Origin of the sequence: Acetivibrio sp. MSJd-27 (assembly GCF_018918095.1) — a bacterium.
Taxonomy (GTDB): Bacteria; Bacillota; Clostridia; order UMGS1840; family HGM11507; genus HGM11507.
Genome location: NZ_JAHLPV010000006.1, coordinates 1 through 13,464, shown reverse-complemented (window position 1 = coordinate 13,464; position 13,464 = coordinate 1). Strand labels below are relative to the sequence as shown.

Annotated in this window: 12 protein-coding genes; 7 read left to right on the top strand and 5 right to left on the bottom strand. The window is 39.3% G+C overall.

The annotated features are described in order from the left end of the window. Positions 1 to 18 precede the first annotated feature (18 nt). A complete protein-coding gene (locus KQI32_RS03475; RefSeq protein WP_253291034.1) occupies positions 19 to 1,335 on the bottom strand; it encodes a DUF5780 domain-containing protein in 1,317 nt (438 codons plus the stop codon). 612 nt (positions 1,336 to 1,947) lie between these two features. Between KQI32_RS03475 and KQI32_RS03470 the strand changes: the two genes are divergently transcribed. Then, positions 1,948 to 2,418 (top strand): putative signal transducing protein, encoded by a 471-nt coding sequence (locus KQI32_RS03470; protein ID WP_216423975.1) that lies wholly within the window; start codon positions 1,948 to 1,950, stop codon positions 2,416 to 2,418. A gap of 128 nt (positions 2,419 to 2,546) precedes the next feature. Then, the gene (locus tag KQI32_RS03465) at positions 2,547 to 3,734 is read left to right on the top strand and encodes a cation diffusion facilitator family transporter (protein ID WP_216423974.1); all 1,188 of its coding nucleotides are present in this window, start codon (positions 2,547 to 2,549) and stop codon (positions 3,732 to 3,734) included. 652 nt (positions 3,735 to 4,386) lie between these two features. Here the strand turns inward: KQI32_RS03465 and KQI32_RS03460 are convergent. The 3 genes from KQI32_RS03460 to galE are packed head-to-tail and all read right to left on the bottom strand — an operon-like array spanning position 4,387 to position 7,331. Continuing rightward, a complete protein-coding gene (locus KQI32_RS03460; RefSeq protein WP_216423973.1) occupies positions 4,387 to 5,463 on the bottom strand; it encodes a phosphotransferase enzyme family protein in 1,077 nt (358 codons plus the stop codon). Continuing rightward, positions 5,453 to 6,334 carry a sugar phosphate nucleotidyltransferase gene (locus KQI32_RS03455; RefSeq protein ID WP_216423972.1) on the bottom strand — a complete coding sequence of 294 codons (882 nt, stop codon included), beginning with the start codon at positions 6,332 to 6,334 and terminating at the stop codon, positions 5,453 to 5,455. The genes KQI32_RS03460 and KQI32_RS03455 overlap by 11 nt, the downstream gene beginning before the upstream one ends. Next, on the bottom strand, positions 6,321 to 7,331 hold the full coding sequence (gene galE, locus KQI32_RS03450) for a UDP-glucose 4-epimerase GalE (RefSeq protein ID WP_216423971.1): 1,011 nt from the start codon (positions 7,329 to 7,331) through the stop codon (positions 6,321 to 6,323). Before galE ends, KQI32_RS03455 begins: the two co-directional genes overlap by 14 nt. Before the next feature lie 139 nt (positions 7,332 to 7,470). Between galE and KQI32_RS03445 the strand changes: the two genes are divergently transcribed. Beyond that, positions 7,471 to 8,361, top strand: a complete 891-nt coding sequence (locus tag KQI32_RS03445; RefSeq protein WP_216423970.1) for an AraC family transcriptional regulator — start codon at positions 7,471 to 7,473, stop codon at positions 8,359 to 8,361. A gap of 70 nt (positions 8,362 to 8,431) precedes the next feature. On the opposite strand, the gene KQI32_RS03440 is transcribed toward KQI32_RS03445, so the two are convergent. After that, complete coding sequence (locus KQI32_RS03440) at positions 8,432 to 9,259, bottom strand: DUF368 domain-containing protein (RefSeq protein WP_216423969.1); 828 nt, start codon at positions 9,257 to 9,259, stop codon at positions 8,432 to 8,434. Positions 9,260 to 9,500: 241 nt separating this feature from the next. Here KQI32_RS03440 and KQI32_RS03435 point away from each other — a divergent pair, with 241 nt between their 5' ends. The 4 genes from KQI32_RS03435 to KQI32_RS13340 all read left to right on the top strand — a co-directional run bounded on the left by KQI32_RS03435 (position 9,501) and on the right by KQI32_RS13340 (position 13,294). Next, entirely contained in the window at positions 9,501 to 11,297 is a 1,797-nt protein-coding gene (locus KQI32_RS03435) for an ATP-binding protein (protein WP_216423968.1), read from the top strand. Beyond that, positions 11,294 to 11,872: a response regulator gene (locus KQI32_RS03430; RefSeq protein WP_216423967.1), complete on the top strand. Its 579-nt coding sequence runs from the start codon at positions 11,294 to 11,296 to the stop codon at positions 11,870 to 11,872. The genes KQI32_RS03435 and KQI32_RS03430 overlap by 4 nt, the downstream gene beginning before the upstream one ends. A 156-nt stretch (positions 11,873 to 12,028) precedes the next feature. After that, on the top strand, positions 12,029 to 13,150 hold the full coding sequence (locus KQI32_RS03425) for a sodium ion-translocating decarboxylase subunit beta (protein WP_216423966.1): 1,122 nt from the start codon (positions 12,029 to 12,031) through the stop codon (positions 13,148 to 13,150). A 12-nt stretch (positions 13,151 to 13,162) separates the two neighbouring features. After that, positions 13,163 to 13,294: an OadG-related small transporter subunit gene (locus tag KQI32_RS13340; RefSeq protein WP_253291025.1), complete on the top strand. Its 132-nt coding sequence runs from the start codon at positions 13,163 to 13,165 to the stop codon at positions 13,292 to 13,294. The last annotated feature ends 170 nt before the right edge of the window (positions 13,295 to 13,464 follow it).

Genomic DNA, 13,464 nt, shown 5'->3' with positions numbered 1-13,464 from the left:
TCTTTCTCATATGATTCATTATTCCTTTAGCTCTTTCCCGGCATAAGTCTCATAAAAGTAATCCGCATACGGATTTTCCCATACCTCTCCATCTGAGAAAGTTACCTGATAAGGGCAGGCATACAAGTAGACAATCTCCCCCGCATTATATGCCATCCATCCGCTGTCTCCTCCTGTGGTTGCACCGCTTTTAATCTGTTGATCTGATTTTCCCCACAATTCATATTTACCTTCTTTATTGAACTCAGATTTTATTTTTACAGGCTTTTTATCCTTATCAAATCCCAAAATCAAAACTTCCATACAGTTAACTGTTTTATCAGATACATTCTGAAAAGAAACGGACAGCAGATCATATCCCCAATACTGCTGATTGAGAATTTTCGTGCCGGCAACCTTTACTTTTTGCTCTGATTTGGCTTTTTCGGCCATGAATTGATATGCCCTATGCACAAATTCATCATCTTCTTTCAGAAGATTCGCAACTCTGTCAATAAACACTTCACCCAAATTAAAGGTACCCGCGCTTTGCATACTATCTAATTCTTCCAGCGCAAGTTTCTTGATCTTTTCTGCATTTTCACTGATGAAATCAGACGCAATTTGATAATTCTTATCATCGAGCGGATCTACTTGCCTATATTCAATCGCAGCATTCAGGATATCTTGTTCGCTTTTATATTTATTCCCCTGCTGAAAAGCAAGCCTTGAATCGCTGATTGTTTTCAGATCCTGCTCATATCCTGTGATATTTACAAAATTTTCATAACAGCTCAGTTTTTCTATGGCAGTATCATAACTGTAATTTTCTTTTTTATAATTTTTATATATTTTATCAACCTGTTTGGTAGCAAAATACTCCATTTTTTTCATGAAGCTTTTGTTATGCCGGTTTTCTTGATAGATTTGTTCTATTCTTCCGTTGTCATTCGCAGAGATTGCCATTCTGCATGTTATATAAGCAAAATGAAATCCTGCATAGATAACCGCAGTTATCAGCATAACACTGGCAACGGATATCAATAGGATATTCCGTTTCCTTTTGTTTTTCCAAAATGGCTCTCTTTCTTCTGTCTCCATGAAGCCGCTTTCAACAGAATATGGATTTTCAGATAATTTACAGCCACAAGCAGGGCAAAACATGGAATCCTCTTCCACCACAGTACTGCAATCAGGACACTTCTTTTCTTCCTCTTTTACCTGCTGAAGCTCACTTGCTGCCTCTGAATGGCTGTTTAAAACGTCTTCCTTCCGTATTTCTTCGATACGGTTCCCGCAATTTTTACAGAAAATAGAATCTTCCTGATTTTCCGCCTTACAGTTTGGACATAACATCAAAAATCCCTTCTTTCATAAAGCATATTTTATCATTCCAGTTATTATTTTACATTCAATTCTTTCATTTGTCAACGTATTTTCTCCCAACCGATTAAATTGACTTCTATTTTGAATCATGATACAATAAATGATGCTATTCTCCTGCCATGCGGCTGTTTCCATATCTTTTCTGTTGGAGGTTGCAGTTATTGTGATCTCACAAAACGTTAACGACGCAATGCCCTTATTGAATGACTAAAAATTCAAGAATTTCTAGAAAATATTGCATCACAAATACACGCTGTAAGCGGAAACAAGCTTCTGACCAGCTGATTCCTTATTGAATCATCCATTTATTTTGTTGTGCAAAACCTGGAAAATACCGGATTTTACTTGCATAAAGTAAATTGTAATATATAGCAAAATCAATTTCTCAAAAATTACAAGATATATTTTTGAAATGAAAGTGTGATGATAATATGTTTCAATCGGATTCTCTTACAATGAATATCATTGCCGGACTTATCATGGTTTTTATTGCTTTTGTGACAGTTTGGGTTTTAATTTCTTTTATTCTGATTATCAAATACATAATTACAAAAAAATAACGAAAGAAGAAAGGTTGATTTTATGCCCTTTTGCCCGAATTGCAGAACGGAATATGTAGACGGCATTGTTACCTGTGCCGATTGTGGAGTGCTCTTGGTCGATAATTTGGAAAAACTGCCCGATTTACCGCCTGAGAAAGAGGAACCCATTTTTTTGATGACGCTGTCCGGCAGTTTTTACGCAAACTATATCGAATCTTATTTAAAAGAAAACCGTATTCCTGTTTTGAAAAAACATCACGGTGCCGGTGCCTATGTCGAGGTGGTAATGGGAAATTCCTCTATGGGCATTGATCTCTATGTTAGAGCTAGTGACTTCGAAAAGGCTACCCAACTGGTTAACTCCATAACGACGCCGGCGGAATTTCCAGATAAATTGGAACAGTATGAAAAAAAAGAAGAGTTTTCCTCCTCTTCTCATGTGATACAATTCTTCTTTTGCTTTTTTTTACTCTTTATTCTTCTGATATATTTCTTCAATATAAAAAAGTAATAGGAAGATATATTCGGGCTGAAAATGCCCTTGCCTTTTCAGACACTTCCTTTTTCAGCGGAAGTGCAACCTCCCGCTGAATTGTTGAATGACAGGGCAATGCCCTTATTAAAAAGGAGTTTTCGTACATGACAGAACAAATTATCAAACATTTTATCAAAAACAGAAATGATATCAAAAATCCCTCTGTGCGGGAAAGTTATGGTAAGCTGGCCGGCTGGGTTGGAGTTTTCTCCAATTTCTTTTTATTTCTCATTAAGATTTTGACAGGGATTCTGTTTCGCAGTATATCTATTACCGCTGACGCGGTCAATAATCTGTCGGATGCAGGCTCCTCTGTTATTACTCTGGTAGGATTTAAGCTCTCAGGCAAACCGGCAGACGAAGAACACCCCTATGGTCATGCCAGAATGGAGTATATCACCGGCTTGATTGTATCCTTTGTGATTATCTTTTTAGGTCTTCAGCTGATCTCTTCTTCTGCGGATAAAATATTTCATCCCGATGAAATTCATTTCAGTTATATTACCATTTTTGTTCTGTGTATTTCTATTCTTATAAAGCTTTGGCAGGGCATGTTTAACAAAAAGGTCGGAAAGATTATTCATTCTGCTGCTTTGCAAGCAACGGCTACCGACAGTTTGAATGATGTCTACGCAACTTCTGCCGTCCTTCTTTCCACGATCATTGCAAGGTTCAGCGGCTTTCAGTTAGACGGTTATATGGGGGTAGCGGTGGCACTGTTTATTATTGTATCCGGTGTGAAACTGGTCATAGAAACCGCCAATCCGCTTCTTGGAACCGCTCCCGACAAAGAATTTATAGATGTTTTTTATCAAAAGATTTTATCTTACGACGGCGTTATTGGGCTGCATGATCTGGTGATTCACAACTATGGTCCCGAACGCTGTTTTGCCTCTGTTCATGTGGAAGTTCCCGCCAAACAGGACATTATGTTAAGTCATGATATCATAGATAACATTGAATATGATTTTCTAAATGAGCTGAATATTCATTTGGTCATTCATTTAGATCCTATCGTAACGGATGACGAAAGAGTGAATCGTTTAAAAGAACAAATTATAGAAATTGTCCGAACTATCTCCGAGGAATTATCGATCCATGATTTTCGTGTTGTGTTCGGCAATACTCATTCAAATCTTTTGTTTGATATCACGGTTCCGTTTTCCTTTTCAATGAATGACAAGGAGCTCTGCCATGTGATTGATCAAAAAGTGAAGCAGATTGATGAGACTTATAATACCGTGATTACAGTAGACAGAAGTTATATCTCTACCACCACCAAGAATCAATAGGATGTTTTTCTTTATCCGCAATAGGAGGGGAACAAATGAACCATTCCAACTTTCTGTTTCGTATATTGGTACACCCTGTGAAATACATAAAAAGTGCGGACTGCATTACTTACGATTTTGAAAAACTGTTTCGTATTTACCGGTATGTGTGCGGTGTGATAGCCGCCGGCACTTCATTAAGAATGTATTACCCAAAAATCAACGGTTCTCCGTTTCATGCGGTTTTTGTCACTTTGATTGTCACGTCTCTATCCCTTGCATTGGCAAAATTCGGATATCATCTTAGAATTTATATCGATGAGGCTCTCTTTCATTTCATAGGGGCTAATCACGTTTTTTATGACCAGCTAAGGATTTTGTTTTTGCCGTTTATATTGATAAATATCGTTTTAAATTTTATATTTTTCTCCATTTCCGCTATATGTCCAATAATCAATTTAAAAATAATAGGAAGCGTAATTTTTGCAATTCATATCGGCATGATTTGTCACTATAAGCTGAAAATAAAAAACACAAAAATGATACTCGTTTTTCTATACTTACTTTTTAGCTGCATATTGAGTTTTCTCCCCAAAAAATAATACACGAAAAAGGGAGCTGAAATTTCAACTCCCTAAAAAATATTTTTTACAGATGCCACCTTTTTATTGCATTAATATTTTGCTACAATCGCCTTCATCTGCTCCATTTTCTTTTCCATATCCGCCACCAGTTTAAACTGGGTTCTTGTACGGTCTAGGTTCTGTTCCGGATAGTGGATTTTAAAATAGTGATCCCCCTCCAGATAGTCCGTCAGAAAGCGAATTCCGCACTCAAAGGTCATCAGCTTGGCAGAAAAGGGCATGAATTCCCGTTCCGTTTTCGTCAGCGTGCTCCCCATCTCTTCTATGAAGCCCTTGGAAAACTGTTCAAACAATTCAATATCCATATAGACCTTGGTCAAGTCTTTTTCATCCTCACTGGCAGGATTGGTGCCGAAACGCAGAGAATCGCCGTAATCATACAGCAAAGAGCCGGGCATGACTGTATCCAAATCAATCACACAGATGCCCTCTCCGCTTGCATCATCTATCATAATGTTATTGAATTTTGTATCATTATGTGTCACACGAAGCGGTATTTTCTTTTCTGCAATCAACTCCACCAGAATAGAGACGTCCTTTTCCCGTTCCATAGCAAAAGCGATCTCCGCCGCGACCTCTTCCTTCCTGCCCGCCTTATTTTCAGCAACCGCTTTTTTCAATGCCTCGAACCGCTTTAGCGTGTGATGGAAGTTTGGAATCGTCTCGTACAGTTCATCCGCCGGAAAATCGTTCAAAAGCTTCTGGAAACGCCCGAACGCCTTTGCGGCGTTGTAGAAATGGACAGGCTGTTCCACCACCTGATAAGTTTGCGCATTCTCGATAAAATCATACATTCTGAAATAGTTACCGTCCGGCGTCACAAAAAAACTTTCCTGTTCCTTTGTAGGAATAACCGTTAATGTTTCTCGAAGTGGATCGCCGCCGTTTTCCTCAATCTTCTTTTTCAAATGTTCCGTTACTTTTACAATATTGCTCATTAACTGCTCTGGATGATGAAACACATGATGATTCATTCTCTGAAGGATATATCTTTTTCCCTCGCATTTAACCTGATATGTATCATTGATATGCCCTTCCCCGTATGGTTCACAGCTGATAAAAGTCTCAGGTACCTGAAATTTTTCGACAATCTCTTTAAATTCCATGATATCTCCCTTCTTCCGTCAGTTTTATCATTGCCTGTTTCACCATTTCCATATCCTGGCGATAGGTGACACCATACCACTTTTCCGGAGTAGAGAGAACCCTTACTCGTTTTTCTCCGCTTTGAATCAGCTGGTCAACAACGCTTGGAAGAAAAAATTCACTTTTTTCTTCCGTTCCTTTTTCCTCGCAGAATTGGGAAAATCCTTCCTCGAGATAATGGAAAATGGAAGTGTCAAAGCCCCACAGATTCATGGAAGCTATGGAATCTTCGGGCAAGGGTACCCAATGCTCTCCATCCTCTGTATATTTGGAATCCTGAATTTTGGTACGCTCTGTAATTGTCTTTAAATAACCGTTTTCCGCTTCGCAGATCCCTCTTGCAACGGTTCCGTTTTCCGTCAGTGTGTTCTTCAAAAGAAAGCCTACCATTGCGTACTCTTTAGAACTGCTTTTCAAATGTTCCGCCATTGTCTGATAGGCAAAGGAGCCATAATAATCATCTGCATTGATAACTGCAAAGGGCGTCTTTATTCTATCTCTTGCGCATAAAATTGCATGACCAGTTCCCCAGGGTTTTTTTCTGCTTTCGGGAACGTGAAATCCTTCCGGAACCTTGTCAATCTCCTGAAACGCATAGTCGACATCAATCATTTTTTCAATATGCTTTCCAGTCATCTCACGGAATTCTTTTTCAATCTCTTTTTTTATGATGAAAACAATCTTATCAAATCCGGCCTTCTTTGCATCATAAACAGAATAGTCAATAATAATCTCACCGTTTGGACCGATAGGTTCAATCTGCTTTAAACCTCCGAAGCGGCTTCCCATTCCAGCCGCCATAACCGCCAATGTAATTTTATTTGTATCCATTTGGGTTCGCCTCCTGCCATCTAAAACTATCTTTGCACATATCAAACAATGATTTTTCCGCATGGAATCCCAGCTCATTTTCTGCTTTTTGCGGGTCTGCATAACAGCAGGCGATATCTCCCGGTCTTCTTGCAGTAATCTCATAAGGCACTTTTTTTCCGCTGGCCTTCTCATACGTCTGGATCATTTCAAGTACACTGTATCCGGTTCCTGTTCCCAGATTATAAGTCACTACGCCGACAGATTCCTTAATTTTTTCCAGCGCTTTTAAATGACCGTTTGCAAGGTCAACCACATGAATGTAGTCCCTCACTCCCGTTCCGTCCTTTGTATCGTAATCATTGCCAAATACGTTTACCTTTTCTCTTTTTCCAACCGCAACCTGTGCGATATAAGGGACCAGATTATTGGGAATTCCGTTGGGATCCTCGCCAATCATTCCGCTCTCATGCGCACCCACTGGATTAAAATAGCGAAGAAGAGCGATATCCCACTGCGGATCGGCATGATGCAAATCTCTCAGTATGGTTTCCAGCATTAATTTTGTTTGTCCATAGGGATTGGTTGCAGACAGCGGAAAATCCTCCTTAATGGGAACCGTATGTGGATTTCCATAAACCGTTGCAGAGGAACTGAACACAATTTTTTTCACACCATGTTTCTGCATGGTTTCGCAGAGAATTAGTGTCCCTGTAATATTATTATCGTAGTATCGAAGAGGCTGGGCTACGCTTTCCCCCACCGCTTTCAAACCGGCAAAGTGAATCACCGCATCAAAATTATTTTTCTGAAATACCGATTCAACCGCCATCCGATCGGTCAAATCGACCTTGCAAAAAGAAAATTCTTTTCCTGTTATCTTTTTCACTCTTCTGAGTGATTCTTCACTGCTATTGCAAAGATTATCCAATACCGTTGCCTCGTAACCGGCCTCCAGAAGCTGAACCAGCGTATGGCTGCCAATATATCCGGCACCGCCTGTAACAAGAATATGCATGATTTTAACCTCCTTCTTTTTTCTGATCCATATCATATCACTATCCCAACAAAAAATATTTACATTTTTGGTCAGAATATTTGCATTTTCAGACATTTTAATATATAATAATCATATTCTAAAAAATGGAGAAAGAAAAATGGAAGAGGAACAGTACATCAAAACAACGTTAGAGGAAGAGCTTATCATTAAACGAATTGTGACAATTCATTACTTTGAATACCGCAAGGATTTCGTCTTTACCGGCGAAAAGCACAATTTTTGGGAATTGGTATACGTAGATAAAGGAGAAATTAATGTAACAGCTGATGAGCGCGTTTTTCGTCTGGAACACGGTGAAATGATTTTTCATAAACCAAATGAATTCCACACGCTTTCTGCCAATGGAAAAGTGGCTCCCAATCTGGTTATCATCTCTTTTGAATGTAAATCCAAAGCTTCAAAATTTTTTCAGAATAAGCTTTTCTCCGTAAACCAGGCCCAAAAAAAACTTCTTTCCCAAATCATTAAAGAGGCTGAAGATTCTTTTTTAACTCCTCTCAATAATCCTTATACAACAGAGCTCATGAAATCCCCCAGCCATCCTTTTGCCTCTTTTCAGATGATTAAGCTTTTGCTGGAACAGCTGATGATCTCTTTATACCGCGCAAATCTGATGCAAAAGGAGGAAAAGAAGCCGGTTTCCATTATCAAAGAACGCTTTGAACAGGATATTGTGGAAGAAATTATCTCCTTTTTAAATGAAAATATCGGACAGACTCTGCATTTCAAGGATATCGCCGCCTATTCAAACATCAGTGAAACCGCCTTGAAGACCGCTTTTGCCGGAAAAATGGGAACCGGAGTCATGCATTACTTTAATCAGATGAAAATTGAAAAAGCAAAAATTTTCATCCGAGAGGAACAGTATAATTTCACCCAGATAGCCGCACTTCTCGGCTATGACAGCATTCACTACTTTTCCCGTCAGTTTAAACATTACACCGGCATGTCACCCAGTGAATATGCAAAATCAGTAAAAGCAGATTAACGCCAAAGGCTTTCCAGGAAGCAGGAAAAAACCGCAGTTTTTTATATACTGCGGTTTTTTCCTAATTATATTAAATTGGCAAAGATGAGGCTGATTGAGCTGGCATTTTTCCCAGCTGACGAATAATCCCATATCCGATAAAAAATAATATAACAGAAGCTGCAAGTTCCCATCCAGACGGTATGCCCGGAAAAATCTCCGGGACAGCTCCGCATACAAAGCCTATGATTAACAGAAAAGTACCTTTGGGGTGCTTCTGCATACACTTTTCTAATACACCTGTTGTCAGCAAAATGCCCGCAACTGCTCCTATCCCCAGCGGTAATAAAAAGAATACATCAAATCGGCTGATTGCCTGAAGTGTCAAATCATATAATCCAAGCATCAGCAGCATATAGGAAGCACTTATTCCGGGAAGTACCAATGCAATCGCGATGATAAAACCGAACACTCCCATCCAAATAAACGAAAAGTGTTCTGTGTCACCGGCTAACAGGTTTGAGGGCAAATTACCCAAAAGCAATACAATCAAAATTCCAAGCAGAACATATCCGGCTGAGGAAAAGGATACTTTTCTTTCTCCGGTTTTTTGAAACAGCATCGGAATACTGCCCAAAACTGCTCCGAGAAACAGGAACATCATCGGCTTTTCAAAGCATTCGACAAGATATAAAAGCAATCTTGCAAAGAGAAGAACTCCTGCCAAGCCTCCACAGAGAAAGGTAAGTAAATAAACTGTGTGATTTCGCATATCCTTCCGGAACGTGCTAACCGCATGAACCAGTTTATCATACTCTCCCAATATAATTGCCATTGTTCCTCCGCTGACGCCTGGAATAAGCATGGATGCACCTATACATACACCCTTTATCACTGTCTGTACTGTGTTTTTTTTCATTTTTGATGCCCTTCGTTTGTTTTCCGTGATTGATTCTAATACGTTTTTGGAAATAATGCAATCATCCGATTTTGGCCTATATATAAATCGCAGATGTATTTTAAGACCATTTTTTCAATTTATCCCCCTATTTCCTTTCATTTCTGAGTTTTTCTTTTGATTTTCATAGGTTTTACTATTTGGTTTCTTTTTCGATTTATTGTATAATAAATCATATTATCTGTTGAAATGTGGGTTCTTTATGTCCATGAAGCTTAAATTTGCCTTTATATACATCGTTATGGTTTTCTGTATTTTAACAGTCGGCATCGTATCGACCGTTTCTTTTTATTCCATCAGTGAGGATATCGATTCCATGATTGAAACCAATTACAGAAATATTCAGTCCGTTGATGAAATGCTGGAGATTATTGATCGTCAGGACAGCGCTACACTGATGTATATGACAATTGGTAAAAATGATGGAATTGCTGTTTTTACGGAAGGAATGCAAAACTTTTTAAATTGGTTTTACCTGCTGGAAGCAAACAATCCGGAAATGCAAAAAATTCGTTCCAATTATGATATTTATTGTAAAAATTTTTCATTTTTACAGGAAGAGGTAGCGAAAAACGGATTAAATGCGGGTGTTGATTACTATAACCATTCTCTTTCTCCGCTATTTCAATCACTGAAAGAAGATATCAGGGCGATCCGTGATACAAATATCAACGAGATGCTTGCCAGAAAAAAGCAGGCGACTGAAAATGCGAGGATGCAGTCTGTATTTATTTTTCTTTTAACTTTGTGCGTAGCACTTGGCGCTTATTTCTTCGCCACAATTTTAGTCAGGCGAATGCTAAGCCCCTTGACTGTTTTGAGTAATCATTTAAAAAAGGTTTCAAACGGAGACTTTACGCAGCCGGTTCATATGAACCGTTCTGACGAAATCGGTGTAATTGCAGATGAATTTAACCATATGCTCACACGTTTGCAGGAATATGAAACCATAAATGTGTCAAATCTCCTGGCCGAAAAGAAAAATTTAGAAACGCTCACCAACAACATTGAAAATCCCTTTCTGATTGTCGATTTCCAGTTTATGATAGAACTTCTGAATCCAGCAGCGGAACGTTTTTTTGAGACAAATGCAAAATCTGCTGAGAAACGGCATATTATTGAAATCATTCAGAATAAAGAGATATTGGAGCTTCTGAAAACCCTTTCTCTAACAGAGGAAGAGCGAAGGGAAAAAGTTGTCTTTTTTCCGGTAAAAGAAAAAACCTACCATGTAATTGCAACAAAAATTACAGATCAAAAAAAATATAGTCTATTAATGCAGGATGTCACCACCATTAAGGAAACGGAAAAAATCCGCACCGATTTTATCGCGACCGTTTCACACGAACTGAAAACGCCTCTAACCTCCATTCTGATGGGTTCCAGTATCTTGAGCAACAGCGGATTGGAGAAGGGACAACAGGAGATTATAGATACAGTAAAAGATGATGTAAGCCGGCTTTCAAAATTAATTGATGAACTGCTGGAACTTTCTAAAATACAATCGGGAAACATTACTTATCATCTTTGTCCCGAATCTGTATTTGAAATTGCAAATCATTCTATATCACAATTTAGTGAAGTTTCAAAATATCATAAAGTTACCATTATAAACGAAATTTCAAAAGAACTCCCTCCTGTCAAAGCTGATTTTGAAAAATTGACACTTGTCTTTAATAATATTTTAAACAACGCTTTTAAATATACAGATGAAGGCGATCTTATCCGTTTAAATGCGATTGAAGAAGAGAATTTTATCAAGATAAGTATTCAGGACACCGGTCTTGGAATTTCAGAAGAAAATTTAAAGCAGTTATTCCAAAGTGATTTTCGACATAGCGATGACAATATAGAGTACAGAGGCAGCGGGCTCGGTCTTTATTTATCCGGTCAGATTATCAATGCCCATCACGGTACCATTCGTGCTGTGAGCCAGCCCGGAAAGGGCAGCACTTTTGTATTTACTATACCAACTTTTAAGGAGGAAACCAATACTTGAAAAAAGTTCTGATTGCGGATGATACAAAGAATATCCGCCTAATGCTTCAAAAATTCTTTGAAATAGAAGGATATCATGTCACCTTGTCTGATAACGGATCCGACACCCTTGCCAAACTCCGCAAAGAAAACTTCGACTTGGTTATGCTGGACATCAAAATGCCGGAAATGTCCGGTACGGAAGTTTTAAGGCAAATACGCAAAGCGGGAATCAAAACGCCGGTTATTGTGATGACCGCATACGGCACCATCAAAAATGCAGTGGAAACCACCAATTTGGGAGCCGTTTGTTATCTTCAGAAACCTTTCACAACAGACAAAATGCAAAAAATTCTGACACAGCTGAATGATGACAACGTTTTATCCGCTTTGGACGAGCAGCTTTCCTCCATTAAGTTTATGATAGCAGGCAGTCAATATCAGGAAGCTTTGGACAAGTTAAAAGTTCTTTTAAAAGAATATACATTGAATCCGGAAATTTACCATCTTCTCTCTATCTCGAGTTATGCGCTGGAGAATTTTGAGGAAGCAAGACAATATGAGGCTTTATGCAAAGCCTTGCAGGAATCCGTATAAAAGGGAGTAGCTTGCAGCGATATGCTGTAGTATGTTGCGTCATTCCGGCAGTACTTCTGCCCGCACTTACTTGAAAAAGCAAGACTTTTATTGCAACCGTTTTTGATTGCAGTAGAAGTCTTTTTTTATAGATACTTAAAGCAAAGGAGAAATGAAATGGAAACACTTTTTGCAAACATCTTTGAAATCCAGTGGCAGCAGGTTGTAATGTGGCTGATTGGGGGGCTTTTGATTTATCTGGCCATCAAAAAGGATATGGAACCGACACTTCTTCTGCCCATTGGTTTTGGAGCCATTCTGGTCAACCTGCCCCTTTCAGGAGCAGTCAACCAAATCTTTGACGGGGTAACAGAATACGGAGCAATTGATACACTGTTTCAAGCAGGGATTGCCAATGAACTGTTTCCTCTGCTGCTCTTTATCGGGATTGGTGCTATGATCGATTTTGGTCCGCTTCTTTCAAATCCTAAAATGTTATTATTCGGCGCGGCGGCACAGTTTGGAATCTTTTTCACTCTGAGCGTGGCTTCCCTGTTCGGATTTGATTTGAAGGACGCCGCTTCCATCGCCATCATCGGCGCCGCTGATGGCCCAACCTCTATTTTTGTGGCAAACTTTTTTAACTCCAACTACATAGGCGCCATCATTGTGGCAGCATACTCTTATATGGCGTTGGTTCCTATCGTACAGCCGCCGGTCATTCGCCTGATTACAACAAAAAAAGAGCGTCTAATCCGCATGCCGTATGCGCAGACAAGCGTATCCAGAACGACAAGGATTCTCTTCCCTGTCATCATCACAGTAATTGCCGGTATTATCGCGCCAAAGAGTGTTTCTCTGATTGGCTTTTTAATGTTTGGAAATCTGATAAGAGAATGCGGTGTTTTAAATTCCCTTTCAGACAGCGCGCAAAATCAACTGGCAAATCTAATTACCCTGCTCCTGGGACTCACTATCTCGACAAAAATGCAGGCGGCACAATTTCTGACTCCCCAAACACTGCTAATTATGTGCTTAGGCCTGGTAGCGTTTGTTTTTGATACGGTAGGCGGCGTATTCTTCGCCAAATTTATCAATCTCTTTACCAAAAACAAAGTGAATCCCATGATAGGTGCCGCAGGAATTTCCGCTTTCCCGATGTCAGCGCGCGTCATTCATAAAATGGGACTGAAAGAAGATCCGAACAACTTCTTGCTGATGCATGCGGTTGGCGCAAATGTTTCCGGGCAGATTGCTTCCGTCATTGCCGGCGGTTTGATTATCGCCCTAATTGTTTAAGGAGGGATCAAGATGAATATACAGGCTTTGCTCCATTCTCTTCCCATTATGGGAAAAGGAATGCTGGGAATCTTTATTGTTATCCTTGTGATATATGTTTGCATTAAATTGCTCAATAAGCTATTTCCTGCAAAATCAGAATAAAAAAGTGAAATGCCAGGAAGATGAATAAAATCTTCCTGGCATCAGCCTGTCGAAAAACGCATGGATTCCATCAAGCGAATCCACGCGTTTTTGTGTCTATTGGGAATAAAAACATGAGTATCCGATGCAGCGTGCCATGGTTCCCATCCCGCCACTTCCACATGGCCAGC